The following is a 25,734-nucleotide window of genomic DNA, read 5'->3' as shown; positions in this document are numbered from 1 at the left end:
GCCCCCGCCGGTACGTTGGGAAATCGTGACCGTTCGACTCTCTGTTCTTGACCTTGCCCCCATCGGACCCGACGAGACGCCCACTCAGGCACTCAGCCACAGCGTGGATCTGGCCCGCGCGGCCGAGCGCTCCGGCTACGCACGAGTCTGGTACGCCGAACATCACAACATGGCTCGCATCGCGTCCTCGGCGACGTCGGTGCTGATCGCGCACGTCGCGGCGCATACGGAGTCCATCCGCCTGGGCGCGGGCGGCGTCATGCTGCCCAATCACTCGCCGCTGACCATTGCCGAGCAGTTCGGCACGCTGGCGTCGCTGCACCCCGGGCGCATCGACCTGGGGCTGGGGCGCGCGCCCGGCGGCGACCGCGCCGTCTTCGTGGCGCTGCGCCGGGAGCCGTCGTCGTCGGACGCGTTCCCCCAGGACGTTCTCGAGCTGCAGGCGTATCTCGGCGACGACACCCGGGTCCACGGCGTCGAGGCCGTGCCGGGCAAGGGCACCCACGTGCCGCTGTACATCCTGGGATCGTCGCTCTTCGGGGCGCAGCTGGCGGCGCAACTGGGCCTGCCCTACGCCTTCGCCTCTCACTTCGCGCCCGCAGCGCTGGAGCAGGCGATCGCCGTCTACCGGGAGGGCTTCCAGCCGTCGGCGCAGCTCGACTCGCCCTATCTGATGGTGGCCGCCAACGCCTTCGCGGCGGCCTCCACCGGGGAGGCCGAGGAGCAGTTCGCGGCTGCGCGGCGCTCGCGCGTGCGCATGATGATGAAGCGCGGGCCCTCGACGCCGGAGTACTCGGACGGCGAGATCGACGCGTTCCTCGCCTCGCCTCAGGGAGCCCAGCTCGCGGACATGATGCGAGTGACAGCCGTGGGCACGGGCGCCGAGGTGCGCGCGTGGCTTGACGAGCTGGCGTCGCAGACGGGCGCCGACGAGATCATCACCGCGCACGGCGCGCTCACCCCGGCCGCGCGCGTGGCGTCGGTGGAGCTCACCGCGGCCGGCTGACCAGTTCGGTGTGCACCTCAGGAGCCATCCAGTGCCCGCTGTCGCGCGCGGAAGCGAGCACTGGATGGCTCGCAGGGAGCGCCCCCGCGCGTCGGCCCGCTAGACCGCGTGCTCGGCGAGCGTCTTCACGCCCAGCCGCATCTCCTCGGGGCTGAGGTAGAACGGCAGGCGGAACCGCGCCGCTCCCCCGCCGGGCACCACCTCGAAAGCGGAGCCGGGGGCGACGGGCACGCCGGCATCGGCCGCCCTGGCCGCGAAGCGGTCCGCGTGGGCTCCGGGCACCTTCACCCAGAGGCAGGGACCACCATCGGGCATGCGGTACTCCCACTCGGGCGCGAATTCACCGAGCGCCTCTACGGTCGCGGCGAGCGACTCGCGCATCGAGGCGATCCGCCAGCGAAGCGTCTCCTCGTAGTGGTCCTCGAGGAACACCCGCGCGAGGCGCTGCATGAAGGCGGGGCTGCCCAGGTCCATCGCCGCCTTGCGCTGACGTAGCTGCGCCGCGAGCGTGGGGTTGGTGTGCAGCCAGCCGATGCGCATGCCTCCCCAGAAGATCTTCGACAGGCCCCCGATGGTCACCACCGAGGCCCCCGTGCCCAGGGTGGCGAACGGTAGAGCCGGCGGTCCCGTGAGCGCCAATTCGCCGGTGATGCGGTCGTCAATGAGGGTCGTGCCGACGGCGGCGGCGACCTCGGCGAGGTGCAGTGCGTCGGGCTCCGACAGCGCGGTACCGGTGGGGTTGTGGAACGTGGTGACGTAGGCGGCCGCGGGGCGCGCGGCGCGGAGCAGCTTCACCGCGGTGGCCACGTCGAGCCCGTCCGGCCCCATGGGCAGCGCGAGGGGACGCGAGCCCGCCGACGCGACGGCGTCGAAGACCCCGGGGTATGTCACCGATTCCATGGCCACCGTGCCGCCCGCGCTCGCCAGTCCCGTCACGGCGAGCCAGAGCGCCTGCTGCCCGCCGGACGTCACGACGACCTCGTCGGGGCGGGCCGGGATGCCCTGCAGGCGCAGGCGGTCGACGATGGCACCCACGAGGTCGGGGTCGCCGAGCGCCGCGTATCCCGTGCCGAGCGTGGGCGTAGCTTCGAGCAGCGACGCCGGGTCGGCAAACGCGCTCGCGACCACGGGGGCCGGGCCGGGGCACGCCGAGGACAGCCCGACGAGTGGCACCTGTGCGCCGGGAAGGATTTTCGCGAAGCGGTCTTGGTGACTCATGCCGTCCAGGCCGCGGGCGCGCGAGCCGAGCCGCGGTACCGCGCCGGGGCGCACGTCGAGCCACTCCTCGTCGCGAAGGCGCTGGTAGGCGGCCGTCACGGTGTTGCGCGACAGGTGCAGGCTGGTCGCGAGCGCGCGCTCCGAGGGCAGGCGTGTGCCGTGCTCGAGCGAGCCGGCCTCGGCGAGCGACACGATAGCGTCGGCCAACTGCTGGTAGAGGGGCCCGGTGCCCGACTGCCAGTGGTCGAGGACGTCGCGAAGTTGGTCGGCGGTGGTGCGCATGGGGCCATTCCACCGCGAACTGGACCCCTCTGACCAGTGCCAGCGAAGCATCAAGTGGCACTGGATTGGCAGTGCCAGTCGCGAAAGGCTTACCGCATGAACGCCCTCACTCCGCTCGAACGGGTCCACACCAACCCCACGTCATTGGCGCGCACCCGCGAGCGCATCGGTCTCATCACCGAGGCCGCGCGGCGCGCCGGCGCATACGTTGCCGGGGCCGCCCACCGCCCCGTCGCCCCGACGGCCGATGCGGTGGCCGGCCTGAGCGCCTTCCGTCGCCCCCTTCCCGACGCGCCCCGCCCGGCACGCGAGGTGCTCGCAGAACTGGACGCATTCGGGTCGCCCGCGACGACCGTCGTGACGCACGGGCGCCACTTCGGCTTCGTGACCGGAGGCACCGATCCGGCCGCGGGTGCGGCCGCGATCCTCGCCGGGGCGTGGGATCAGAACCCCGGCGGGGCGTCGCCCGTGGCGGAGACGCTCGACGCAGTGGCATGTGCGTGGATCGTCGAGGCGCTAGGCCTACCGCGCGACGCGGTGGCGTCCTTCAACGGCGGCGCGACCATCGCCAACCTCACGGGCATCATCGCGGCGCGCGACGCCCTGCTGGCGCGCGCGGGCTGGGACGTGGCGCGCGACGGCCTCGCGGGGGCGCCGCGACTGAGGGTGATCGTGGGCGAAGAGGTCCACATCTCGGCGCTCAAGGCGCTGCGACTGGCAGGCATCGGCGAGGCCCATATCGAGCGCGTCCCGACCGACGGCGTCGGCGCGATCGACGCCTCCGCGTTCCCCACCGACACCGACCACCTCACGCTGGTCCTCCTCCAGGCCGGCAACGTCAACACGGGCGCCTCCGACCCCTTCGCCGCGATCATCCCCGGCATCCGCGAGCGTGGCGGCTGGGTTCACGTGGACGGCGCCTTTGGGCTGTGGGCGGCGGCCGCGCCGACGCTGCGCGACCAGGTCGCCGGCGTCGCGCTCGCCGACTCGTGGGCGACGGACGGACACAAGTGGCTGAACCTCCCCTACGACAGCGGCATCGTCATCGTGCGCGACGGGGAGGCACTCGGTCGCGCCATGACTTCGGACGCGGCGTACCTGCCGCCCGACCCGAGCGCGCCGCGCAATCGGGGCATCCAAATCTCGCAGCGGGCGCGCGGCGTCGAGGCGTGGGCCATGCTCGCCTCGCACGGGCGGTCCGGGCTTGCCGAGCTGGTGGAGCACTCCTGTGCGCTCGCACGGCGGATGGCCGATGCGCTAGCCACCGGCGGCGCGGAGATCCTCGCGCCCGTCGTTCTCAACCAGGTCCTCGTGGCCTTCGGAGACGACGCCACGACCGCTGCGGTGATCGACGCCGTGCAGGCCGAGGGCACCACGTGGGCTAGCCCCACCGTGTGGCGCGGGCGCCGCGCCATGCGACTGTCGGTGTCCGATGCCGCAACGACCTCGGATGATGTTGCCGCGGCGGTCGCAGCGATCCTCGGCTGCTGGGAGCGCACCAGGCTTTAGGCTGAGGCCATGAGTCTGCCTGCGGAGAGGGTCTACGTCGCTCGTCTGGCGGGCACCACCGTCTTCGACCCTATCGGCGATGCGGTGGGCCGCGCCCGCGACGTGGTGCTGCTGATGCGCCGTGGCAACGCGCCCGTCGCCGTGGGCCTCGTCGTCGAGGTCCCAGGCCGTCGCCGGGTGTTCCTGCCGCTCACCCGCGTCACGTCGATCGCGCCCGGCCAGATCATCTGCACGGGAGTGCTGAACCTGCGCCGCTTCAAGGCACGCACCTCCGAGACGCTTGCCATCGCCGAACTCCTTGAGCGCTCCGTCACGATCAAGACGGGACGAGAGCCCGCCTTCATCGAAGACCTCGCGATCGAGCCGATGCGCGACGGCACGTGGCAGGTGACGCGCCTGTACGTGCGCAAGGCCGAGCGGCGCAAGGGGGTCCTGGGCTTCTCTCGCCGCGGCGAGGCCGTCGTGGTGGGCCTTGACGAGGTCACGGGCGTGTGGAAGCGCGACGAGCTCCAGGGGGCGCAGCTGGTCATCCAGTCCTTTGCGGACCACAAGCCCGCCGACCTTGCCGCCGCCCTCATGGAGATGTCGCCGTCGCGCTCGGCCGAGATTGCGGCCGCGCTGGATGACGAGCGACTCGCCGACGTTCTCGAGGAGCTGCCGGAGGAGGACCAGATCGCGCTGCTGGGCACCCTGCGCTCCGAGCGTGCCGCGGACGTCCTCGAGGCCATGGACCCGGACGACGCGGCCGACCTGCTGGGCGATATGCCCGACGATCAGGCACAGGCCCTGCTCGAGCTCATGGAGCCCGACGACGCCGACCAGGTGCGTCAGCTGCTGCACTACGAGGACGACACGGCGGGTGGCCTCATGACCACCGAGCCCGTCATCGTCAGCCCGGAGACCTCGGTCGCAACGTGCCTCGCGATGGTGCGCAAGGAGAAGCTGCCACCCGCGCTTGCGTCGATGGTGTTTGTGGTCCGCCCGCCGCTGGATGTGCCCACCGGTCGCTACATCGGGCTCGTCCACCTGCAGCGCCTCCTGCGTGAGCCCCCGCACGAGCCCGTGGGCTCCTACGTGGACCCCGCGATCGAGTCGCTCGACCCCGATGACTCGCTGCAGGAGGTCTCGCGCCGCATGGCCGCGTACGACATCCTCGCGCTTCCCGTCGTCGACGACGCGCACCGCCTGCGCGGAGCCGTCTCGATCGACGACGTGCTGGACCACCTGCTACCCAGCGACTGGCGCGAGCACATGGACGACGATGAGGAGGTCGCCTCATGAGCGAGCGCCTCGACCGTCCCCAGGCGGACAAGCGCCGGTTCGGGTTCTTCCCGCGCAAGTCGCGCCGCTCGGATCCCGACCGGATGGGAGCCGCCACCGAGGGCATCGCACGCTTTCTCGGCACCACGCGGTTTCTCATCTACCTCACGGTGTTCTGCATCGTGTGGCTCGTGTGGAATACGTGGGCGCCCGAGTCTGTGCGTTTTGACTCGGCGGCCAACGGCTTCACCGCGCTGACCCTGATGCTGTCACTCCAGGCGTCCTACGCCGCCCCCCTCATCCTGTTGGCGCAGAACCGTCAGGACGACCGCGACCGCGTGGCCGCCGAGCAGGACCGCCAGCGCGCCGAACGGTCGCTCGCGGACACCGAGTACCTCGCGCGAGAGGTCGCGGCCCTGCGTCACGCCGTCAACGAGACCGCGACGCGCGACTTTGTGCGCTCCGAGCTGCGTGCGCTCCTCGAGGAGTTGCAGCGAGAGGACGACGAGCGCGACGCCTCGCGGTGACGCCGGCGCTAGGAGCTGTGGTCGAACTGGCCTGACGAGCGTCGCGGCCTGAACGTCAGGGTCGCGAGCAGGGCTCCCGCCGCCGTCAGTCCTACCGCCAGGCTCGCTATGACAGGCGCGGAGAAGTAGCGCGCGAGCGCGGGCCCCGGCGACCGGAACACATCGCCGAGGGTCCCCGTCAGCGGCGCCGGTAAGGCGATCGAGTCGAGGCTCGCCTGTCCAACTGCCACGCCCACTGCGAGCGAAAGAAGCGCGATCGCGACGGCCACCGTTCCCGTCGCGGCGCCGGGCTGTCGCCCGCCCAAACGTAGGCCCGACCCCACCATGACGCCGATCACCACGGCCGCGGCCTGCACCTCCGCGCCCACGAGGATGTACAACGAGGCGTAAAGCACCGCACCCATGACACCGAATCCGACCGCGGACATCACGGATCGAAGCCACCGTCCGCGAACGACCACGGGCGTGGGATTGGTGGACGGACCAAGGGGCGGCGGCGGGAGGGTCGCCATCCACTCAGGGGCGCCGGACGGCTGCGCGTCGGGTGCGGGGTGGTACGCCTCGGGGGACGTCGCGGAGCGCACTCGCACGCGGTCGAACCCACCCATCACGCCCCCAGTTCCTCAGCGGGGGCCGAGCGCCCCCTCGCGATGCTCGTTCAACCTGGCACCGGCCCCCTCCTCGAGGCAAGTGCGACGCCGCGCCGTGTGAGGCATCTCACACAGCGAACGTGACAAAGCCGGACGTTCCCGGCCGTCGAGGCGGCCCGCGACGAGCGCCTACGATGGATGTCATGCCTACCGTCGAGCTCGTCCGCGACGCCCTTAGCAAGGTCATCGATCCCGAAATCCGCCGTCCCATCACCGAGATCGGCATGGTCCGCTCGATCGATGTCGACGACGCCGGAGTGGCCACCGTGGGGATCGACCTCACCACCCAGGGATGCCCCATGAAGGAGCGCATCACGGGCGACGTCACAGACGCCGCCGCGAAGGTCGCGGGCGTCACCAACGTCAAGATCGAGCTGGGTGTCATGAGCGAGGAGCAGCGCCTCGAACTGCGCTCCAAGCTCCGCGGCGGCAAGCCCGAGCCGGTCATCCAGTTCACCCAGCCGGGCAACATGACGCGCGTCTACGCCATCGCCTCCGGTAAGGGCGGCGTCGGCAAGTCCACGGTCACCGCGAACCTCGCCGCCGCGATGGCGAAGGACGGCCTCAAGGTCGGCGTGCTCGACGCGGACATCTTCGGCTTCTCCATCCCCGGCATGCTCGGAGTGACCGGCCAGCCCACGCGCCTCGACGACATGCTGCTGCCCCCCATCGCCCACGAGGTGAAGGCCGTCTCGATCGGCATGTTCGTGCCCGCGGGGCAGCCCGTGGTGTGGCGCGGGCCCATGCTGCACCGCGCCATCGAGCAGTTCTTGGCCGACGTGTACTGGGGCGACCTCGACGTGCTGCTCCTCGACCTTCCGCCCGGCACCGGCGACATCGCCATCTCGGTAGCTCAGCTGCTGCCCCACGCCGAACTCGTGGTCGTCACGACCCCGCAGTCGGCGGCCGCGGGCGTCGCGGAGCGTGCCGGATCGATCGCCACCCAGACCTCGCAGAACGTCGTGGGCGTGGTCGAGAACATGGCCTGGCTTGAGCAGGCAGACGGCTCGCGCCTGCACGTCTTTGGCGAGGGCGGCGGCCAGGTGGTCGCGGACCGGCTCAGCAAGACGCTGGGCACTTCGGTGCCCGTCCTGGGTCAGGTCCCGCTCGACATCACGGCGCGCGAAGCCGGCGATGCGGGCACTCCCGTCGTGATCTCCGACCCCGACTCGCCCGCAGCCGAGGCCCTCACCGCCGTCGCGCGGTCGCTGTCAAGCCGCCAGCGCGGCCTCGCGGGCCGGTCGCTGGGCGTCACTCCCGTCAAGCGCTAAGCGGGCCGCATCGGCCCCGTGACGTGAGGCCGATGCGGCCGCGAGCCTCACGCTCGGCGTCAGCCGCGCGGCCGTCCCCACCCGACGATCAGGGCGGCCACGGCGCCGGCAAGCAACGTGCCGGCGCTGACAGGGGGCGTGGCGAGCGCGGCGAGCAGGGCCTCGTTGAACGACGGCGCCGCGGCGCCGATCATGCTGAGCGCCTCGTTCTCCCCTCCGACGATGCCGGTGGCGGCCATCACGTGAACGCCGAAAATCGCGGCGACCGCGGACGTCGCGAGGCTCCACGCGTCGGCGGTTCGCGACAGCGTCCGCGCGGTGAACCCCGTCGCGGCCGCGACGGCGGCACCCAGCACGAGCAAGGCAAGGGCGTCCGGATCGTCCGGCACGAGGAAGGACAGCAGCACACCTAACACCAGGGCGAGGCCGAGCACGACGGCGGCCGGTGCCATCGGCATCCGGCGCACGCGCTCGAGCACCGACGGTGATGCCGATGCGGTGGTAGCGGGCGCGGCAGGCGTGGAATCGGTCATCGGAGTGGTCCTCTCTCGACACGGCGCAGGCTCACAACAAAGCCGTGCATCAGGGATGACGGTAGTCGATAATGAAGCCCGTGACAGCGTTTGAGCCTCACGCCTCGGTGGCGTGGATGCCGTCCTGGCCACGCGGCCAAGGGGAACTGCAGGCGCGCGAACTGTTCGGGCGCACCTTCGGGGCAGAGCCCGACGGCGTGTGGAGCGCGCCCGGCCGCGTCATCATCATCGGCGAGCACCTTGACTACAACGCCGGGCGCACCATGTCCGCCGCCACACCCCACCGGACATTTCTCGCGGCCCGTCCACGCTCCGATTCCCGTATCCGGATCGTCTTCGACCAGGCTACCGCCCTGCCCGGCACGGACGGCGTGTGGGAGGGCGACCTCGACGATCTCGCCCCCGAGGGCCTGTCCGGCTGGCATGCGTATGCGACGGGGACGTTGTGGGCGCTGCGCGAGCGCGGGTATGACGGTCCCGGCCTCGACATGGCGGCGGCGACGTGCATCCCCGTCGGCGCGGGCCTGTCGGGCTGGGGAGCGATGGAGGCGGTCACGGTCCTCGCCGCCGACGCCCTCTGGGGCCTGTCACTCGGCGGGACCGAGGCCGGCCGCCTCGAGCTCGCCGAGGTGGCCTACGAGGCCCAGAACCGCTACATCGGCACTCCCTTTGGCGGGCTCGATCAGCACACGAGCCTGCGCTGCCGGGACGGAGAGGCGATCACGCTGTCCTTCGCCGAGCTCCCTCCCCCTGCCACCCGCTACGCACTGCCGTTCCGAGAGTACGGACTCACCCTGCTCATCACCCGCACTGCCCATCACTCGCCGCTCGTCGACGACCAGTTCATCATGCGGTCGCGTGAGTGTGCCGCCGCCGCACGCCTCCTCGGCGTCGACTTCGTGGGACGTATGGCGGAGGAATCGGACGCGCTGGAGCGCGTCGACGGGATCGAGGATGGCGACTTGCGTCGCCGCGCACGCCACATCGTCACGGAACTCAGGCGCGTGCGCGCCATGGAGGCAGAGCTGGCGAGCACCGCCCCAGCGCACGACCGCTTCACCGAGATCGGCCGGCTCATGTACCGCTCACACGCGTCGCTTGAGCTGGACTTCGAGGTGTCCTCTCCGGCGCAAAATCGCGCCGTGGACGCCGCGTATCGCGCGGGAGCGCTGGGCTCTCGCATGTTCGGCGCCGGGCTGGGCGGCTCCACGATCACGCTCGTGCGGCGCACCGACGCCGAACGCACCGCGCACCGCATCCGTGAAGCCCTTCACGAGGCAGGCGATGCCGACCCCGAGTTCCTGCTCGTGTGACCTACAGGTCGTACTCCACGACGAGTGGGGCGTGGTCCGACCAGCGCGTGTCGTACGACGGCGCGCGATCCACGCGCACGTCGGTCACCGCGGCCGCGAGCGCGGGCGAGGTCAGCTGGTAGTCGATGCGCCAGCCCGAGTCGTTGTCGAAGGCCTTGCCGCGCTGCGACCACCACGTGTAGGGGCCAGGGCGATCGCCGGCGTGCACCCGGTGCACGTCGACCCAGCCGGCCTCGATCCAGCGGTCGATGTAGGCGCGCTCCTCGGGGAGGAACCCCGCGGACTTGAGGTTCCCCTTCCAGTTCTTGATGTCGTTGTTGGTATGGGCGATGTTGATGTCGCCCATCACGACGACCCGCTCGTGAGCGGCCGCGAGTGCCTCGAGGCGCGCGGTCATGAGCTCCAGGAAGGCGTACTTGTCGGTCATCGACTCGGGCTTGTCGACGTTGCCTGAGTGGACGTAGACGGACACGATCCTCACGTCGCCCGCGGGCGACGGCACGGTCGCCTCGACCCAACGGCCCGTGTGCGTGGCGGCGGTGGCGGACTCGCCGAGCGCCTCGGCGCCCACGTGCACGTCGGACAGCTCGGTGCGCGACAGAATCGCGACGCCGTTGCGCCCCTTCTGCTCGCTGATGTGGTCGGCCACGTGCCAGGCCCCGCCCAGCTCGGCGGCCAGCAGGTCCTGCGGCGCCCGCACCTCCTGCAGGCATACCACATCGGCCCCGACCTCGTCGAGCCACGGCAGCATGCCCTTGCGCAGGGCGGCGCGCACCCCGTTGACATTGACCGACACAATCCGCATCAGCGAATCCCCGCCTTCCTCTCGCTTGCTTCCACCACATTGGCCAAGAGCATCGCCCTGGTCATCGGACCCACTCCCCCGGGATTGGGTGAGAACCACGCGGACTTCGCCACGGCATCGGCCGCAATGTCACCCGCCACCTTGGACTTGCCCGTCTCGGGGTCCGTCACGCGCGAGACGCCGACGTCGATCAGCACGGCGCCGTCCTTCACCATGTCGCCGGAGACGATTCCCGGGACGCCGGCTGCGGCGACGATGACGTCGGCCCCACGCGTGTGCGAGGCAAGGTCCGCCGTGCCGGTGTGGCACAGCGTCACGGTGGCGTTGACGGCTTTGCGGGTCAGCAGCAGGCCGATGCTGCGGCCCACCGTCGTACCGCGGCCCACCACGACGACGTGCTTGCCATTGAGGTCGATTCCGTGGCGCTCGATCAGCTCGATGATGCCCTTGGGGGTGCACGGCAGGCTCGAGTCGACGGGCTCCGCGATGCGCAGGACCAGGCGGCCCAGGTTCGTGGGGTGCAGGCCGTCGGCGTCCTTATCAGGGTCGATGAGCTCGAGCACGCGGTGTGTGTCGATGCCTCTCGGCAACGGGAGCTGAACGATGAAGCCCGTGCAGGAGGGGTCCTCGTTGAGGCGCACGACGGCGGCCTCAATGTCCTCCTGCGTGGCTGTCTCGGGCAGGTCCTCGCGGATCGAGGCGATGCCCACCTCCGCGCAGTCGCGGTGCTTACCGGCGACGTACCAGGTGGAACCCGGGTCCTCCCCGACCAGTAGCGTGCCAAGACCGGGAGTGACGCCGCGCTCGGCGAGCGCGGCGACCCTCTCGGTGAGCTCGGCCTTGATCGCCGCCGCGGTGGCGGTGCCGTCGAGCTTCTGGGGAGCCATTACTGGGCGAGGCCCTCGTAGAGCGGGAAGTCGTCGGCGAGGCGCTTGACGCGTGCGCGCAGGCCCTCGAGGTCGGCCGACTTGCCGCCGATGAGCGCCTGGGCGATGACCTCGGCGACCTCGGTGAACTCTTCGGCGCCGAATCCGCGGCTCGCGAGTGCCGGCGTACCGATGCGCAGGCCCGAGGTGACCATCGGGGGACGCGGGTCGAACGGCACGGCATTGCGGTTGACGGTGATGCCGACCTCGTGCAGCAGATCCTCGGCGTCCTGACCGGTGAGCTCGGAGTGGCGCAGGTCCGCGAGCACCAGGTGCACGTCGGTGCCGCCGGTGACGACGTTGACGCCGGCCTCGATGGCATCGGCTGCCGTGAGGCGTTCCGCGAGGATGCGGGCGCCTTCGAGGACGCGTGCCTGGCGCTCCTTAAATTCGTCCTGGGCGGCGGCCTTCAGCGCGACGGCCTTGGCAGCGATCACGTGCATGAGGGGGCCACCCTGCTGGCCGGGGAAGACGGCGGAGTTGAGCTTCTTGGCGAGCTCGGTGTCGCGCGACAGGATCATGCCGGAGCGGGGGCCTCCGATGGTCTTGTGGATCGTGGTCGAGACGACGTCGGAGTGCGGCACGGGGCTCGGGTGGAGGCCGGCGGCCACGAGCCCGGCGAAGTGGGCCATGTCGGTCCACAGTTTGGCGCCCACCTCGTCGGCGATCGAGCGGAAGGCCTCGAAGTCGAGGTGGCGCGGGTAGGCGGACCAGCCAGCGATGATGACGTCGGGGCGCTCGGCGAGGGCCTGCTCGCGCACCTGCTCCATCTCGATGCGGTGCGTCTGCTCGTCGAGGCCGTACGCGGCGACCTCGTAGAGCTTGCCGGAAAAGTTGAGCTTCATGCCGTGCGTGAGGTGGCCACCGTGGGCGAGCGAGAGGCCCATGATCTTCTGGCCGGCGGAGATCAGCGCGTGCAGGACGGCGGCGTTGGCGGTCGCACCGGAGTGAGGCTGGACGTTCGCATACTCGGCGCCGAAGAGGCTCTTGGCGCGCTCGATCGCGATGGTCTCGGCGACGTCGACCTCCTCGCAGCCGCCGTAGTACCGGCGGCCGGGGTAGCCCTCGGCGTACTTGTTGGTGAGGACGGAGCCCTGCGCCTGGAGGACGGCGCGGGGAACGAAGTTCTCCGAGGCGATCATCTCGAGGTAGGTGCGCTGGCGTCCCAGTTCGCGGTCGAGGACCTGAGCGATTTCGGGGTCGAAGTCCTGCAGCGAGGCGTTCATGACCTCGTGCGTGGCGCTGGAGTCGGTCGTCATGTCATTCCCTTAACGTCAGGGCGGCGTGGGGCCGCCGGGTGTCCGGTGACCATGGCCCAGGCGTACGACCAACAGTCGGCGAATGCGTGCCGCTCCCTCGTGGTGACCCACTGCGCCAGTCGCGACGCGCGCCAGTCTAGCAATCGGCCGATGCCGCGTCACTCGGGCGAGCGGGTCCGCGGCCACTCGCGGTCACGCGGCGAGCCGATGCGCCAGCGGCTCGACCACCAGGTGAAATCGGACAACGGTGCGAGCCACCTGCCCACCACTGGTCGCGACGCCAGCCAGGCGAAGACCAACGACGCCACGGCGAGGACGATGACCGCGGGAACTCCCGCCATGCCCAGTGGCGTTCCGGTCACGTACCAGGGCATGAGGACGAGTGGGTGAAGAAGGTAGACGGCGAGGGTTCCCCTCCCGATGGACGAGACACCGGGGACGCGCCGGTAACACACGGCGATGACGCTCGCGACGAGTAGCGCCGACACCGCGAGGATGAGGGCGCGTCCGGCGAGCCCCTCGCCGGGACCCACCCCGAGACGCTCGTACGAACGCGCCATGTGGAAGGGGTTCACGCTCTGGTCCGCACCTGCGGTCAGCACCCACGCGGCAGCTGCGAGCAGGAGCGCGGCGCCCGCCCACCACCACCGCGCGAGCACCTGATTCCACTCCGCGCGCCAGAAGAGGCCGGCAGTAAAGAAGGGCAAGAAGCCCAGGATGCGGGAGAGGGAGTAGTCATAGCCGATGGCAGGAACGAGACCCGCGGCGAGCGACAGCGCGACAGAAATCGCCACGGTCCAGGGCGTTTGCATCAGGACGATCGCCGCCAGACGCCACACCAAGAGCGCAGCGAGGTACCACAGGGTCCAACTAATGCCCGGGAAGTCCAGGGAGAACGCGTCGTCCGTGAGGTACGCGATCAGCAACCGGTGAAGAACCTGGAACACGACGAGCGGAAACAGGAGACGCGCGACGAGAGCCCCCACGGACCAGGCCCGGGAGTACCGCGTGAGATACCCACTGAGAAAGACGAACGCTGGCATGTGAAACATGTAGATCCACAGTTCGGCGGCGCGAGCAGCCGGGCCGGGCACCACCAGCATCGCGTGCCCGAGCACCACGAGCACGATGAGCACCCCCGCCACCACGTCGATCCGGTCGTCCCTCGCGGGCCGCTCGGGGGCGGCCCGCTCCGGTCCTGACCGGACGGGAGCGGGGCCGTCCGCGGTGGGACTGTTCGCTGTATCGCGGCCGCGCGCACCACCGTCGGCCGTCATCGCCGCCTCCTCGTCGCCGTCGAGTTCCGTCACTCCATGCCCGGAACCGCCGGGGAGGCCAGTAATATTCCTCGGATGTGGAGCACGACACCCCGGCGCGCCGAGGCGGTGCCCGCGTGACGTCCCTACGCAAACGGCTGTCCGCGGTGCGAGGGCGACTGTCGGCACGCACCGATCGCTTCGCGACACGCCGGGCGCGCGAAGACTTCGCTCCCTCCGCCCGCCCTCTTCCCGGTCGCGACATCGTGGCGTGGCGGGGGCAAACCGGCTCCTTTCGCCTGGTGCGGCTCGAACGCCGGTGCCGTGTCGACTCCCTTGAGGTGGACGTGGACGACCGCGCGCTCGTCGTGCGCGGCGTGTACGCCGGACCGCTCCCGAGCGACTTCGGCCTTCAGGGAACCGAGGCTCATCCGAGCGCGCCGGCGACCGCTGTCGGTGAGGGCAGGTTCGAATGCCGGGTGCCGCTGCACGCGACCGGTTGGATGGGGAAAGATCGGGTGCTGCCCGCCGGGACATATGTCCTGACCGTGTCGTACCCGCATGGCCGGGACCGTCTGCTGGTGGCCCCTGCCGCCGTGCGGACGACCTTGCCGGCCCACGCTCAGAACGCGTGGCTGAGCGTCACGGTGGGCCGTGCTGCCCTCGGCACCATCACGGTGACGATCGCCGCGCCCCTGGCTCCCGACGAGCAAGGCACGTCCGGGCGCGCCGCGGTCACCGCGATCAAGCACCCCACGCCGGTGGTGAAGGACGCGCTGTTCCTTCAAAGCTGGTTCGGCAAGTCTTTCTCTGACAACCCCGCGCCATTGGCCCATGCACTGCGCGACGACGCGCGCAAGATCTTCGTTGGAGTCCAGGACTTCTCGGTCGAGGTGCCCGACCATGTCACGCCCGTCGTGGTGGGCTCGCGCGCATGGTGGGAGGCCATGACCTCGTCGCGGGTGGTGGTCGACAATAGTTGGATTCCCCCGCAGTTCAAGCGTCGCGCGGGCCAGAAGGTCGTGCAGACCTGGCACGGCACGCCGTTGAAGAAGCTCGGATACGACCGGTCGCAGCACGAGGGCCGGCCGTCGACTCCGCAGTCGTTCAAGTGGGGCAGTTCGAAATGGGACCTGCTCGTCTCCCCCAATGCGTACTCGACGGAGATTCTGCGCCGCGCCTACACGTATGACGGACGGATCGCCGAGATCGGCTATCCCCGCAACGACGTGCTGGTGGCCGATGGAGCGCTCCGCGCCAAGGTGCGCACCTCGCTCGGCATCGGCCCCGACGAGACCGTCGTGCTGTATGCCCCCACCTTCCGCGAAGACGCCCGCGCGACTAGCGCATTTTGCGATGTTCATGCCCTGGGCCGGGCGCTCGGGTCGCGATATCGACTGCTGGTGCGCGGTCACAGCGCTACGGTGCGATCGGCGGCGCGCCATCGAGGCCGTCACGTCCTCGACGTGACCTCGTACCCCGAGTCCTCCCACATGCTCGCGATTGCCGATGTGCTGATCACCGACTACTCGTCGGTCATGTTCGACTTCACCGCCACAGGCCGTCCCGTGGTGTTCTTCGCGCCGGACATGGAGGACTACGCCGACGCCGGCCGCGGCGTCTACTTCGACTTGGCCGACCGCGCGCCGGGCCCGGTGGTGCGGGACGAGAGCCAGCTGGCAGGTGCCGTGCGCGAGGCCTGGGTCGGCCGGTCCCAAACGTCGGCCGATTACGACGAGTGGACGGCGCGTTTCAACACCTACGACGATGGCGGCGCGACCGAGCGCCTCGCGGCGATCTTGCGGGAGTGGTTCTAGCCCGTCTGTGCGGCCGATGCCTCGCGGCGTGACGTCCGGCGCTGGGTCCACCACGTGGAGTCCATCAGCGGCCGGGTGACGCGGATCACCGCCGGTCGCGATACCGCGTATGCGAACAGCGGCGCGGCGAGCACCATGATCAGCAGCCACGCGCCTTCGCCGATCACCGTGGAGTAGCCGTGCTCTCGCCCCGGGTAGAGGACCAGCGGGTGCAAGAGGTAGATCGCGAGCGAGGCGACGCCGGCCTGCGCGAGCCAGCGGCGCGACCATCCGGTCAGTGACACAAAGGCGAGCGTGAGCGCGAAGCCCGCCAGCAGGACCCCCGCGCGCACCACGATGCCATCGACGTCCGAATAGTGCAGGTCGGCGTAATCCTCGTGGAGGAAGAAGATGCGCCGGCTGACCTGATCCTCTGTGATGAAGGAGAACACTCCGGCGGCCACGAACGCCGCGAATGCGAGCATGCGTACCGGCAGTTGTCGCAGCCGCGCGAACCACTCCTCCTTCCACACGAGACCGAGCGCGAAGAAGGGCAGGAAGCCCAGGGTACGGGCCAACGAAAGATCCGGGCCGATGGCGGCGATAACGCCGGAGCCGAGCGCGACGACGAACGTGACGGGCACCAGGTAGGGGATCTTCACGAGCCACGGTGCGGCAAGCCGCCACACCAGCAACGACAACAGGTACCAGGTGGTCCACGCCGGCTGGACCAGACTGGGCCAGTGGGCCTCGCCGGCGGTCAGGCTCAACACGCCCGCGTGAAGCACCTGGAAGACCGCGTAAGGAAACAGGAGCCGCGCGGCAATCTTGCCGGGAGACCAGTGCGACGACTTTCGGGTGAGGTACCCCGAGAGGAAGACGAACGCGGGCATATGGAACATGTAGAGCCACTGCTCGAGCGCCTCAGCGTAGGGCCCGGACAGGGGCGCGATGGCGTGCCCCCACACCACGAGCACAATGAGCAATCCCACCGCGGTATCCAGCGAGCGGTCTCGCGAGCGTTGCCGGTTCGCGGTGGCGCTCGGGCGCGCGTCAGCGACAGACTTCATCATTACTTCATTGTGCGCCCGCCGAGTCTGTGGAAAATCTCAGACGGCCGCCGGGCGGCTAGTTGTCGCCGCGTACCGCATTCTCGTCGGCATCGTCGTCGACGATCGCACCGGACTCGAGCACCTTGCGAAGATATGCGTAGGTGAGATCGCCGTTGACCTGGTCGAACTGGTGCTCGTATCCGGCCTTGTTGTATAGCGAGATGTTGTGCTTCGAGTTCTGGCCAGTGAAGACCCACACCTCGCGGGTGGTGTCGGGCAGGTAGCCGAGCACGGCGAACAGGAGCTGAGTGCCGATGCCGTGGCCCTGCTGATCGGGAACGACCGCCAGGCGGCCGATGGTGGCCTTATCGCCTTCGAGGCCCACACGGATCGAGCCGATGAGGCGGTGCCCCTCCCACGCGCCCAGGGTCACGACGTCCTCTGACTCGAGGTCGACGATGAGTTCGTCGAGGGTCTGGGTCAGGGCGGGGATGTGCGGGTCGCCGTACAACTGCGCCTCGGTGACGAAGGCGGCACGCCGCACGGTCAACAGTTCGCCTGCGTGATCGGCACCCACCACATCGATGCGGACGCTCTCGGTCTCAGCCATGCATCCATCCTGGCACGGAAGCCTGCTGGACCACGGCCGTGACGCGCGGGCCCGGGTCGGGCGCCAGAGCGCCCGGTACGCTTGCCTGGTGCGTTCCCTTCACCCGGCGTCCCCGGTATGTCCGTTGACCGACGAACGCGGTCCGCGTTGCTAGCGCCGTTGCGTTCCCTCGCCGGGGCCACCATACGACGGCTGGGGCTGCTCCCGGGCGGAGTCCCGGACGGTCGGGGCGATGACGACAAGCTCGGCGACTACGTGATTCGTTCCGAGTCGCTGGTGTTCTTCCCCGACCCACCGGAGAACCTGTATCAGTTGCGCCAGTGGTACGGAGCACTTGCGGAGCTCGACAAGTACGGGGGCGTCACCGTCATCACTCAGGACAGCCGGACCGCGCGGGCCGTGCGCGAAGAAACTGACTTCGAGGTCCTGATCGTGGCCAGGAACCGCACGTTTGCAGGACTCGTCGATCGTGGCAATGCCAAGATCGCGATCTACGTGGGCCACGCCAACAACAACATGGTGGGCCTGCGCTCCACGGGCGTCGCCCACATTTTCTTGGCCCACGGCGACTCCGATAAGTCGGTGTCCGTGTCGAATCAGGTCAAGGGCTTTGACTTCACTTTTGTCGCCGGGCCGGCGGCGATCGAGCGCTACGCGGCCGAGGTGCTCTTCTTCGATGCCGCCCGCCATCTCCGCGTCATCGGGCGCCCCCAACTGCCCGAGCGCGTCTCGCGAGACGAGGCCCGCGTGGTGCTCTACGCCCCCACGTGGGAGGGCTCGCAGGAGACGAACGCCTACTCCTCCGTGATCTCGCACGGTGAGGCTATCGTGCGGTCGCTCCTCGCCTCGGGCTTCTCGGTCCTGTACCGCCCCCACCCCCGCCTAGGGGTGTCGGATCGCCGCTACCGGGAGGCCGATCAGGCCGTTCGAGCGCTCGTGACGGCCGCAGGAGAGCATGGGGAGGTGGATACCTCCGCCGACCAGACCGATGCCATGCAGAGGGCCGATGTCCTCGTCACCGACATCTCAGCGATGAGTTCCGACTGGCTCAGCCAGCGCAAGCCGCTCCTCGTGACGGTGCCCGTCACCCCCCAGGCCGTGCCGGCCGGTCCGTCGCGCCTGCACATGACGGTGCCGCGCATCGACGCCACTCAGGCCGTCGGCACTGGTGAGTTAGTGCGCCAGACGATCGCGGACCCCACGCACCTGAACGACATCGAGGAACTCGCCCACCATTACCTGGGCGGACTCAACGCGGCCGAGGCCACGGAGGCCTTCGTGCGGACGTGCCGTGAGGTTGCTCAGGAGCGTGATCGGGAACGGGCCGTGAAACAATCCGGTCATGCATCGCCCTGAGGACCGCCCCGCGCATCCCACTATCGAACAGATCCGCGAGGTCTGCCAGCCGCCCGAGATCCGGGGGCGCAAGAACTCGGAGCACTGGACGGGCGACGTCTTCACCCGGTCGCTCTCTCCCTACCTAACACGAACTTTTGTGCGTGCGGGGATCAGCGCCAACGGCGTGACGGTCGGCATGATCCTGTGCGGCTGGGCCGCGGCCGCTGCGCTTCTCATCCCCGGGTGGTGGGGTCCTCTGTTGGCAGCCGTCCTCGCGATGGGCCAGATGCTGCTCGACGCCTCCGACGGCGAGGTCGCGCGCTGGACCCGCAAGATGGGGCCGCGCGGCATCTTCCTCGACCGGATCGCTCACACCACCACGGAGTCGCTGGTACCCATGGCAGCGGGGCTGCGCATCGCCATCGAAAGCGACCCGATCGACTGGCGCTGGGCCCTCGCGGGCGCGCTACTCGGCATGCTCGTGCTGTGGAACAAGTCGCTCAACGACGGCTCGCGCCTCGCTCGCGTCCAGGGCGGACTACCCCTGGCCAAGGAGGACACGGGCATCAAGGTGCCCACCGTCGGCTGGGTCGCCCGCGCACGCCGGGCGGCGAACCTCGTGCCCATCCACCGCGCCTATCACTCGGTCGAGCAGACGCTCGTGATGCTCGCGTTCGCCATCGTGGGTGCCATCGCGGGCTTCAACGGCGTGGCCGCGGCCGTCGTGGTGCTCCTCGTGGCGGCGCCGTTCGTCATCGCGGGCCACACGCTGGCGATCCTCACCTCGGCCCAGCTCAAGGCGCCGCCGGCTGCGTAAGCCAGCCGCGGCATCGGCCGCTCCTAGTAGTTCGCGGTAAACGACCACAGCCATGGCGACTTGCCGTTGGCAAGTTTGCTGCGGATGCGCTCGGCGCCCGTGATTGTTGAGGTCTTGCCCGTGGACGATGTCGCGGTCACCTTGGTCGCGGCCGCGTCGGAGCCGCCTGCGGTCCGGCCGGTGACCTTGATCGAGACGACGTCCGACAGGCCGAACGCCGACTTCGCCGTGGACTGACTCAGCGTCTGGGTCCAGGAGCGGTTGGGGTTGATCGAGCTCTCGGACCAGGGGTCATCCGTCGAACGCAAATATGACAGTGTCGCGCTCCAGATGTCCTCGCTGTTCTCGGTCTGACCTCCGGACGAGGAGAAGTAATAGGTCCGCGCGATGGAGCCGCCGCTCGTGAGCACCTTGCCCTTGGTGCCGCTGACCGTCGCGTTGACGGCGCTCACCCAGCGCTTGCCGTAGTACGCGTTCGTGCCTTCATTCTCCTTGACCCAGCCCGAGTAGTTCTGGTCGCGAGTGTCATCGACGATGTGGCAGTCGCAGCTCGCCGATCGGCCACTGTTGTAGGCGCGCAGCGCGTAGCCACGGGCGACGATGGCCTGCGCCTGGAGCGCGTCCGCGTCCCACGACGAGGGCATCTCGGCGATGCCGTAGAGGTACTCCGTGTTGAGCTTGAGCTCATTGGTGATGTTGATACGGCTGCTCGGTGCAGAAATGAGCAACTTCCCGTGGCGGTACTTGCCATGGGTCGCACGGATCTCGGAGGCGCCATTTCCCTTATAGATATCGACGTAAACGTCCTCGTCCGAGGTCGACTGGTAGTTCGTCGTGGCTTCCCAGTGCAGAGCGACGTCCTTGGTCGCGGTCGCCTTGACGCCACCATCACGCTCAATCGTGATCGAGGTGCCGGAGCGGATGATGTGAAGCTTCTCGTTGTTCTTCCCGTACCAGGTGGTGTGGGGAGTCGACTCGCCCTTGTTGTAGAAGCGCAGGCGCCACTGGCCGTCGTCGGTCTTGTCGTCACCGATCGAGCGCACCACGACTGTCGCGGTGTCCTTCCAGTCGCTGCCGCTGCCGTAAACCTGGACCTTGAGGTTCTTGTCGGCCTCGACGGACGACACCGTGGTGCCCTTGTAGTAGTACGTCAGGATGTCGCTTGCACTCTTGCCATCGAGCGCCATCGCTTGAGCCCCGTACTGCGACATGCCCACACCGTGGCCGTAGCCGGCACCCTTGACCGTGAAACTTGTCGGGATGAGCGGCTTCACGTAGGGGCTACCACTGAGGCGGTACAGGAACGCCGCCGTGGCCTCACGGGAGACGCCCGACTTGGGGCGGAAGGTGCCATCCGCGTAACCGGTCGTGATACCGGTCGAGCGCAGCCAGGTGACCTCCTTGTAGAACTTCGACGAGGTCGACATGTCCTTAAACGGAGAGGTCTTGGGGGCGCTGAAGGAGGGACTTCCCTTGTAGCGATAGAGGAAGGCAGCCATGGCGTCACGATCAATGGTGTCCTTGGGGCGGAACGTGCCGTCCGCCCAGCCGGTGGTGATGCCCTGCTTCGACAGCCAGACAATATCCTTGTAGAACTGCGAGCCCTTGGCGACGTCCTTGAACGGCGACGTCGAGGGAAGCGACACGGAGGGGCGGCCACTCAGGCGGTACAGGAACGCCGCGAAGGCCTCGCGCGAGACCTCGTCCTTGGGCCGGAAGGTGCCGTCCGCGTAGCCCGTGGTGATGCCCTCACCCGCGAGCCAGGAGATCTCCTTGGCGAACTGGTGCGAGGCGGGCACGTCGGAGAAGCCGGTCGCCGCGTTCGCCGGCGCCGCGACCAAGGTGAGTGCCACGCTGACGAGCGCAACAAGCGCAGCAGCAAGGCCTCTCCGCTTGCCGGGGCGGGGGGTCGTTTGGGTTAGTACGTTGTCGCTCACACCAAGTCCACTTCGTGACACAAGTGACTAGTGTGACACCTGAGCACGGTGCGTCAAGAGGATGAGACGAATCCGACGGCACCGATGCCATGGTCGCGGTCAGTACGCTGGGCGCCATGACGCAGACCGACACCCGCTATGTGCTGAGCCTGTCCTGCCCCGACGGCCCGGGGATCGTGCACGCGGTTTCCGGCGCGTTGGCGGAACTCGACGGCAACATCACGGAATCGCAGCAGTTCGGGGACCCGGACACTGGCCTGTTCTTCATGCGCGTCGAGGTCACGAGTCCCGCCGAGCGCCCGCAGATGGAAAGCGCCGTGGCCACCCTTGCCGCGCGCTTCGGTATGACGTGGAATCTGGACGTCTCCGGCCGACGTATGCGCACGCTCGTGCTCGTGTCCAAGGCTGCTCACTGCGCGAACGACCTGCTCTTCCGTGAGCGCGCAAAGACGCTTCCCATCGACATCGTCGCGATGGCCGGAAACCACACCACCCTCGAGCCACTTGCATCGTTCTACGGCAAGAGGTTCCACCATGTGCCGGTGACTGCAGAGACTAAGGCCGATGCGGAGGCTCGCCTCCTCGCCTTGGTCGACGAGTTGGACGTCGAGCTCGTGGTGCTCGCTCGGTACATGCAGATCCTCTCCCCCGAGTTGTCCGAGGCGCTGCGCGGGCGAGCGATCAACATCCACCACTCGTTCTTGCCGTCGTTCAAGGGCGCGCGGCCGTATTTCCAGGCTCACGACAGGGGCGTGAAGCTCATCGGGGCGACGGCGCACTACGTCACGAGCGACCTCGATGAGGGCCCGATCATCGAGCAAGAAGTGGAGCGTGTGGACCACTCACACACGCCCGAGTCGCTCACGGCCGTCGGTGCCGACGTGGAGCGCCGAGCGCTCGCTCGGGCGGTGCGCTGGCATGCCGAACACCGTGTCCTGTTGGACGGTCACCGCACCATCGTCTTCCGGTAGGGGCCGAGCTCCCGTAGACCGAGTCGAGCGCAAGCCAAGGCTCGGGCGCCTGAGCCGCAGCCGTGGCCTCGGCACGATCCGGAAATACCTGAGCAAGAGTGGGATTCTTCACACCAGATTCCCTTTGCGTGTCGGACGCAGATAACTTCGCGCCTCATGAAGGCAGTTTTCACGCGCGCCACGATCGCCCTCGCTGTTGTCGCCACCCTCGCCGTCGGGGCGGCGGTGCCCGCCAGCGCTGCGACGAGCGGAGACGACCGTATCGAGACGGCAACCAACGCCTACCGCGCCTCGTACGGCGTGGATGACCTTGGCCGCAATGGCGGCGTGGACTCGGTGGCGCAGTCGTGGGCGGAGCACATGCGCTCGACCCGCACCTTGGCACACAACCCGAAGTTCGGTTCGCAGATGCCGCAGCGCGGACTGTCGAGCTGGGGCGAGAACGTGGGCTACGCGTGCGGCTACGGCGGCGTCAACGCCAACACGGACGCGATCATCAAGGGCTGGAAGAACTCCTCGGGCCACCGCGCGAACATGCTGCGCTCGACCTTCACTGACATCGGCATTGGCGTCGCATACGACTCGGGCCGCGACTGCGTCTGGGCAGTGCAGGACTTCGGTCGTTACACCGCTGCTACCTCGGCCGCGGGCTCGATGTTCTGGGACGTGCCGGCAAGCCACCAGTTCCACGACGAGATCGAGTGGCTAGCCACCGAGGAGATCACGACGGGCTACGCCGACGGCACGTTCCGCCCGTCCAACGACGTGACTCGCGAAGCCTTCGCGGCCTTCCTTTACCGCTATGCGGGCGAGCCTCGCTTCTCGGCACCGAGCCGTTCGCCGTTCAAGGATGTCTCCTCGTCCTCGCAGTTCTACAAGGAGATCTCATGGCTCGCGTCGACGGGCATCACGACCGGCTGGTCGGATGGCACCTTCCGTCCCAAGCAGGAGATCTCGCGCGAGGCCATGGCCGCGTTCCTGTACCGGTACTCGGGCGAGCCGGGGTTCTCGGCGCCGAGTCGTTCACCGTTTAAAGACATGGACTCGGGCGACCAGTTCTACCGTGAGGTGGTCTGGCTGCGCAGCACGGGCATCACGACGGGCTTTGCGGACGGCACGTTCCGACCCTCGGACGATGTCACGCGCGAGGCAACGGCGGCCTTCTTCGAGCGGGCCTCGAGCATCCTCTAGTGATCTCTGAAGGACGCCGTCAGACTCTGCCCGGTTTGGGGTGGCTCCTGCGGCACGGGGATGCCGAGATCTCTTGGGCATCCCCGTCCGTCGCTTAACGGCGCCCCAGGAACCGCGCGCACTCCGTTGCCGACTCCTTCGTGACCTACCCGGGTCCACGAGCGTGCACCGTGGAACTGAGCCTCAAGCCGTGGGGCACTGAAAGCACTCGAACACTCGGATGACGTCCGTGCAGAAGCGGTGGGCACTCGGCACGAGCCTTGGGCGGTCGGCGCCGCGCGACGCTGAGTGCACGAGCCATCGCTTGAGTGACTCCGCTTGTTTGCTCCGCCCCCCGCTCCTCGAGGACGGCCGCTCGTCTTCGACGCTCGCCGGACGCGATCATCGGTGCCACCAGCACGCGGCTGCTTGGTTCGGGTTCTATGGCGCAGGCGGACACGCCGGATTTCCTTGTCGTCCCGTCCCCGCCGGGTGGGCGTGTAGCGCGTCGCCGGTGGTCGCCGACTTGCGTCGCGGCGTTCGGGGTGCGGGCAATGACCTCGTCGAGCGCGGGTAGATGGTCGCCGTAGACCGCGGTCGCGTCGAACAGCCTCCTGCCACCGGGTTGGGGGGTGCGGGTGGGGTCGAGGTGGGCGGGCGGGATGAACCACACTTCGGTGTGGGTGGCGACAATAATCCAGCCTTCACGGTGGACGTCGTGATGACATCTCACACACAACGTGACGCCGTTGGCGGTTTCCGTCTTGCCACCGAACTCGACGGGGATGATGTGGTGGCCGTCGTCCCAGGCTGCCGGCAGCGAGCATTTCGCGCAGCCCCCATCGCGCTTGAGCATCGCGATGCGTTGCGCCGGGTTGAAATACCTGCCCTGGTAGCCCACATCGAGTGTGCGCGAGCCCTTGCCCAACACTGAGGGGATCAGGCCGGCGCGGGCCAGCATGCGGCGCAGCTCTCCCGCCTCCGGGGTCGTCGACATCCCTTCAATCGTGGCGCCGAGGGTGCTGTCGCCCTTCGCGGCGGCCAGCATCGTGTCGTAGTCCATCGTCACCACCACCTGCGCACTGGCATGGGGCAGGACCTCGACGTCACAGCCGGCCATATGACGCGCGAACGCTCCCATCGCGTCCGCACAGACCTGCGCAGGGGTGCGTTCATCGATCGTGACGACATGACCGTGTTTTTGGGCGTCGCGAGCCTTCTTGTTGGACCGGAAGTGCTGATTGACCATCGCGCCCATGACCGCGACCAAGGGTGCGCCGTTTTCGGGATCGAGTAGCCCGTTGACACGGATCATCCCGTCGGCGTTCTCCCCGACATGCAAGAACCGGCGTTCACGACGCTCGGCCGCGAGCTCTTCCACATGCTCGGCATCCAGACGGTCCCGCCACCGGTTGATGACCTGACCAAGGCGATAGACCGACATGTGCTTGGCGGCGAACACTAGATCCTTCTCCGCCTGGACCATCAGATCCGCATCCGCGCGTGGTGCCACACCACGCAGCATCCTCGTGATCGCGGAGGCGGCCTCCGCACCAAGCTTCCCGTCAGCTGACGCGGCTGCCACCAACCTAAACACCGGACCCGACGGCACCTCGGGCGCCGACGCCCCCGGCGATATCGCAGCGCCTCCCGCCGAGGAATCACTGGCACTACCCGGAAACAGCGACCCGTCGTCTTCCACGGGCGCGACGGGATCTGACGGGTCAGGATCCGAGGCGCCCGAAGGGTCTGCGTCGACAGGAGTCGGCACGCCGTCACCAACCTCGTCATCCGCACGCGCCGCCTCAGCAGCTAGCGTGGCCCGTTCCGCATCCGCGAGCGTCTCACCCAGCTCCATCAAACGCTTCGCTTCCGGCCCCGACACCCCCGCCTGCTTCTCCACCATTGCCTGCACACTGCGATACCCACGCGCACGCGCAAACCCCACCCCAGCACCATTGTCAGAGCGCCACGCCTGCGCCGCGGCAGCAACCGCCATCATCCGATCCGTCGCCTGCCGCACCGCCCCAGCCGCGAACCCCAAATCCTCCACCGCATCGCCCATCGCGAGCGCCTGAGCAAACGTCAACGTATCCCCACGCAACAACGCCCTTAACACCGACAACGCCAACTCCGCACGCCGCGCCTCACGCTCACCACGCCGACTACCCACGGCCGGAGCACCGAGCGACGAAACGGACGAAATACTCATACCCACATCAGAAGGG

The 25,734-nt window shown here is 68.8% G+C and carries 22 protein-coding genes and 1 riboswitch; of the genes, 11 read left to right on the top strand and 11 right to left on the bottom strand.

From position 1 onward, the window contains the following. The first annotated feature begins 25 nt into the window (after positions 1-25). On the top strand, positions 26-1,006 hold the full coding sequence (locus B7K24_RS06045) for an LLM class flavin-dependent oxidoreductase (RefSeq protein WP_084129300.1): 981 nt from the start codon (positions 26-28) through the stop codon (positions 1,004-1,006). Positions 1,007-1,105: 99 nt separating this feature from the next. Here B7K24_RS06045 and B7K24_RS06040 read toward each other — a convergent pair whose 3' ends face one another. Beyond that, positions 1,106-2,506 (bottom strand): PLP-dependent aminotransferase family protein, encoded by a 1,401-nt coding sequence (locus B7K24_RS06040; RefSeq protein ID WP_159449169.1) that lies wholly within the window; start codon positions 2,504-2,506, stop codon positions 1,106-1,108. Between the two features lie 96 nt (positions 2,507-2,602). Between B7K24_RS06040 and B7K24_RS06035 the strand changes: the two genes are divergently transcribed. From B7K24_RS06035 to B7K24_RS06025, 3 genes are read left to right on the top strand one after another with little or no spacing between them, the layout of a single operon-like run. Next, on the top strand, positions 2,603-4,015 hold the full coding sequence (locus B7K24_RS06035; RefSeq protein WP_084129298.1) for a pyridoxal-dependent decarboxylase: 1,413 nt from the start codon (positions 2,603-2,605) through the stop codon (positions 4,013-4,015). Between the two features lie 9 nt (positions 4,016-4,024). Beyond that, positions 4,025-5,296, top strand: a complete 1,272-nt coding sequence (locus B7K24_RS06030; RefSeq protein WP_084129297.1) for a magnesium transporter MgtE N-terminal domain-containing protein — start codon at positions 4,025-4,027, stop codon at positions 5,294-5,296. Further along, entirely contained in the window at positions 5,293-5,802 is a 510-nt protein-coding gene (locus B7K24_RS06025; protein ID WP_084129296.1) for a DUF1003 domain-containing protein, read from the top strand. Before B7K24_RS06030 ends, B7K24_RS06025 begins: the two co-directional genes overlap by 4 nt. 8 nt (positions 5,803-5,810) lie before the next feature. Here B7K24_RS06025 and B7K24_RS06020 read toward each other — a convergent pair whose 3' ends face one another. Then, positions 5,811-6,410, bottom strand: a complete 600-nt coding sequence (locus B7K24_RS06020; protein WP_084129295.1) for a hypothetical protein — start codon at positions 6,408-6,410, stop codon at positions 5,811-5,813. Between the two features lie 176 nt (positions 6,411-6,586). Here B7K24_RS06020 and B7K24_RS06015 point away from each other — a divergent pair, with 176 nt between their 5' ends. Beyond that, entirely contained in the window at positions 6,587-7,723 is a 1,137-nt protein-coding gene (locus B7K24_RS06015; RefSeq protein ID WP_373994159.1) for an Mrp/NBP35 family ATP-binding protein, read from the top strand. Between the two features lie 59 nt (positions 7,724-7,782). Here the strand turns inward: B7K24_RS06015 and B7K24_RS06010 are convergent, their stop codons facing one another. Further along, positions 7,783-8,256, bottom strand: coding sequence for a hypothetical protein (locus B7K24_RS06010; RefSeq protein WP_084129294.1), 474 nt, complete (start codon positions 8,254-8,256; stop codon positions 7,783-7,785). Between the two features lie 80 nt (positions 8,257-8,336). Here B7K24_RS06010 and B7K24_RS06005 point away from each other — a divergent pair, with 80 nt between their 5' ends. Further along, on the top strand, positions 8,337-9,569 hold the full coding sequence (locus tag B7K24_RS06005; RefSeq protein WP_159449168.1) for a galactokinase family protein: 1,233 nt from the start codon (positions 8,337-8,339) through the stop codon (positions 9,567-9,569). Between the two features lies 1 nt (position 9,570). On the opposite strand, the gene B7K24_RS06000 is transcribed toward B7K24_RS06005, so the two are convergent. The 4 genes from B7K24_RS06000 to B7K24_RS05985 all read right to left on the bottom strand — a co-directional run bounded on the left by B7K24_RS06000 (position 9,571) and on the right by B7K24_RS05985 (position 13,836). Then, complete coding sequence (locus tag B7K24_RS06000; protein ID WP_084129292.1) at positions 9,571-10,374, bottom strand: exodeoxyribonuclease III; 804 nt, start codon at positions 10,372-10,374, stop codon at positions 9,571-9,573. Beyond that, positions 10,374-11,261, bottom strand: coding sequence for a bifunctional methylenetetrahydrofolate dehydrogenase/methenyltetrahydrofolate cyclohydrolase (locus B7K24_RS05995; RefSeq protein ID WP_084129291.1), 888 nt, complete (start codon positions 11,259-11,261; stop codon positions 10,374-10,376). The genes B7K24_RS06000 and B7K24_RS05995 overlap by 1 nt, the downstream gene beginning before the upstream one ends. Further along, positions 11,261-12,559 (bottom strand): serine hydroxymethyltransferase, encoded by a 1,299-nt coding sequence (gene glyA, locus B7K24_RS05990; RefSeq protein WP_084129290.1) that lies wholly within the window; start codon positions 12,557-12,559, stop codon positions 11,261-11,263. The genes B7K24_RS05995 and glyA overlap by 1 nt, the downstream gene beginning before the upstream one ends. A gap of 47 nt (positions 12,560-12,606) precedes the next feature. Next, a riboswitch (ZMP/ZTP riboswitch) is annotated at positions 12,607-12,692 on the bottom strand. Between the two features lie 25 nt (positions 12,693-12,717). Then, on the bottom strand, positions 12,718-13,836 hold the full coding sequence (locus tag B7K24_RS05985; protein WP_159449167.1) for an acyltransferase family protein: 1,119 nt from the start codon (positions 13,834-13,836) through the stop codon (positions 12,718-12,720). 326 nt (positions 13,837-14,162) lie between these two features. Between B7K24_RS05985 and B7K24_RS05980 the strand changes: the two genes are divergently transcribed. Continuing rightward, complete coding sequence (locus tag B7K24_RS05980; protein WP_159449166.1) at positions 14,163-15,632, top strand: CDP-glycerol glycerophosphotransferase family protein; 1,470 nt, start codon at positions 14,163-14,165, stop codon at positions 15,630-15,632. Here B7K24_RS05980 and B7K24_RS05975 read toward each other — a convergent pair. Both B7K24_RS05975 and B7K24_RS05970 read right to left on the bottom strand, forming a co-directional pair. After that, positions 15,629-16,684, bottom strand: a complete 1,056-nt coding sequence (locus B7K24_RS05975; protein ID WP_084129287.1) for an acyltransferase family protein — start codon at positions 16,682-16,684, stop codon at positions 15,629-15,631. The two genes, B7K24_RS05980 and B7K24_RS05975, sit on opposite strands and share 4 nt — an antisense overlap. A gap of 55 nt (positions 16,685-16,739) precedes the next feature. Further along, positions 16,740-17,273, bottom strand: coding sequence for a GNAT family N-acetyltransferase (locus B7K24_RS05970; protein WP_084129286.1), 534 nt, complete (start codon positions 17,271-17,273; stop codon positions 16,740-16,742). Positions 17,274-17,528: 255 nt separating this feature from the next. Between B7K24_RS05970 and B7K24_RS05965 the strand changes: the two genes are divergently transcribed. Continuing rightward, on the top strand, positions 17,529-18,629 hold the full coding sequence (locus tag B7K24_RS05965; RefSeq protein ID WP_159449165.1) for a CDP-glycerol glycerophosphotransferase family protein: 1,101 nt from the start codon (positions 17,529-17,531) through the stop codon (positions 18,627-18,629). After that, positions 18,616-19,428, top strand: coding sequence for a CDP-alcohol phosphatidyltransferase family protein (locus tag B7K24_RS05960; protein WP_084129284.1), 813 nt, complete (start codon positions 18,616-18,618; stop codon positions 19,426-19,428). Before B7K24_RS05965 ends, B7K24_RS05960 begins: the two co-directional genes overlap by 14 nt. A 23-nt stretch (positions 19,429-19,451) precedes the next feature. Here B7K24_RS05960 and B7K24_RS05955 read toward each other — a convergent pair whose 3' ends face one another. Next, positions 19,452-21,281, bottom strand: coding sequence for a SpoIID/LytB domain-containing protein (locus tag B7K24_RS05955; RefSeq protein ID WP_159449164.1), 1,830 nt, complete (start codon positions 21,279-21,281; stop codon positions 19,452-19,454). Between the two features lie 200 nt (positions 21,282-21,481). On the opposite strand from B7K24_RS05955, the gene purU reads away from it, so the two are divergent. Then, the gene (gene purU / locus B7K24_RS05950; RefSeq protein ID WP_084129480.1) at positions 21,482-22,336 is read left to right on the top strand and encodes a formyltetrahydrofolate deformylase; all 855 of its coding nucleotides are present in this window, start codon (positions 21,482-21,484) and stop codon (positions 22,334-22,336) included. A gap of 156 nt (positions 22,337-22,492) precedes the next feature. Continuing rightward, positions 22,493-23,527 (top strand): S-layer homology domain-containing protein, encoded by a 1,035-nt coding sequence (locus B7K24_RS05945; protein WP_084129282.1) that lies wholly within the window; start codon positions 22,493-22,495, stop codon positions 23,525-23,527. 145 nt (positions 23,528-23,672) lie between these two features. On the opposite strand, the gene B7K24_RS05940 is transcribed toward B7K24_RS05945, so the two are convergent. Then, on the bottom strand, positions 23,673-25,734 hold a 2,062-nt coding region (locus tag B7K24_RS05940; protein WP_234986591.1), incomplete at its 5' end, for an HNH endonuclease signature motif containing protein.

Source organism: Demequina sp. NBRC 110055, from assembly GCF_002090135.1.
Taxonomy (GTDB): domain Bacteria; phylum Actinomycetota; class Actinomycetes; order Actinomycetales; family Demequinaceae; genus Demequina.
The sequence above is the reverse complement of the archived record's forward strand: the minus strand, read 5'-3'. Positions and strand labels throughout refer to the sequence as shown.

Bases quoted from the DNA above. Each gene is read 5' to 3' on its own strand.
- B7K24_RS05985 (WP_159449167.1), bottom strand. From the start codon at position 13,836: ATGACGGCCGACGGTGGTGCGCGCGGCCGCGATACAGCGAACAGTCCC.
- B7K24_RS05975 (WP_084129287.1), bottom strand. From the start codon at position 16,684: ATGATGAAGTCTGTCGCTGACGCGCGCCCGAGCGCCACCGCGAACCGG.
- B7K24_RS05970 (WP_084129286.1), bottom strand. From the start codon at position 17,273: ATGGCTGAGACCGAGAGCGTCCGCATCGATGTGGTGGGTGCCGATCAC.
- B7K24_RS06035 (WP_084129298.1), top strand. From the start codon at position 2,603: ATGAACGCCCTCACTCCGCTCGAACGGGTCCACACCAACCCCACGTCA.
- B7K24_RS06025 (WP_084129296.1), top strand. From the start codon at position 5,293: ATGAGCGAGCGCCTCGACCGTCCCCAGGCGGACAAGCGCCGGTTCGGG.
- glyA (WP_084129290.1), bottom strand. From the start codon at position 12,559: ATGACGACCGACTCCAGCGCCACGCACGAGGTCATGAACGCCTCGCTG.
- B7K24_RS06015 (WP_373994159.1), top strand. From the start codon at position 6,587: ATGGATGTCATGCCTACCGTCGAGCTCGTCCGCGACGCCCTTAGCAAG.
- B7K24_RS06020 (WP_084129295.1), bottom strand. From the start codon at position 6,410: ATGGGTGGGTTCGACCGCGTGCGAGTGCGCTCCGCGACGTCCCCCGAG.
- B7K24_RS05995 (WP_084129291.1), bottom strand. From the start codon at position 11,261: ATGGCTCCCCAGAAGCTCGACGGCACCGCCACCGCGGCGGCGATCAAG.
- purU (WP_084129480.1), top strand. From the start codon at position 21,482: ATGACGCAGACCGACACCCGCTATGTGCTGAGCCTGTCCTGCCCCGAC.
- B7K24_RS05960 (WP_084129284.1), top strand. From the start codon at position 18,616: ATGCATCGCCCTGAGGACCGCCCCGCGCATCCCACTATCGAACAGATC.
- B7K24_RS05945 (WP_084129282.1), top strand. From the start codon at position 22,493: ATGAAGGCAGTTTTCACGCGCGCCACGATCGCCCTCGCTGTTGTCGCC.
- B7K24_RS06010 (WP_084129294.1), bottom strand. From the start codon at position 8,256: ATGACCGATTCCACGCCTGCCGCGCCCGCTACCACCGCATCGGCATCA.
- B7K24_RS06030 (WP_084129297.1), top strand. From the start codon at position 4,025: ATGAGTCTGCCTGCGGAGAGGGTCTACGTCGCTCGTCTGGCGGGCACC.
- B7K24_RS06040 (WP_159449169.1), bottom strand. From the start codon at position 2,506: ATGCGCACCACCGCCGACCAACTTCGCGACGTCCTCGACCACTGGCAG.
- B7K24_RS06000 (WP_084129292.1), bottom strand. From the start codon at position 10,374: ATGCGGATTGTGTCGGTCAATGTCAACGGGGTGCGCGCCGCCCTGCGC.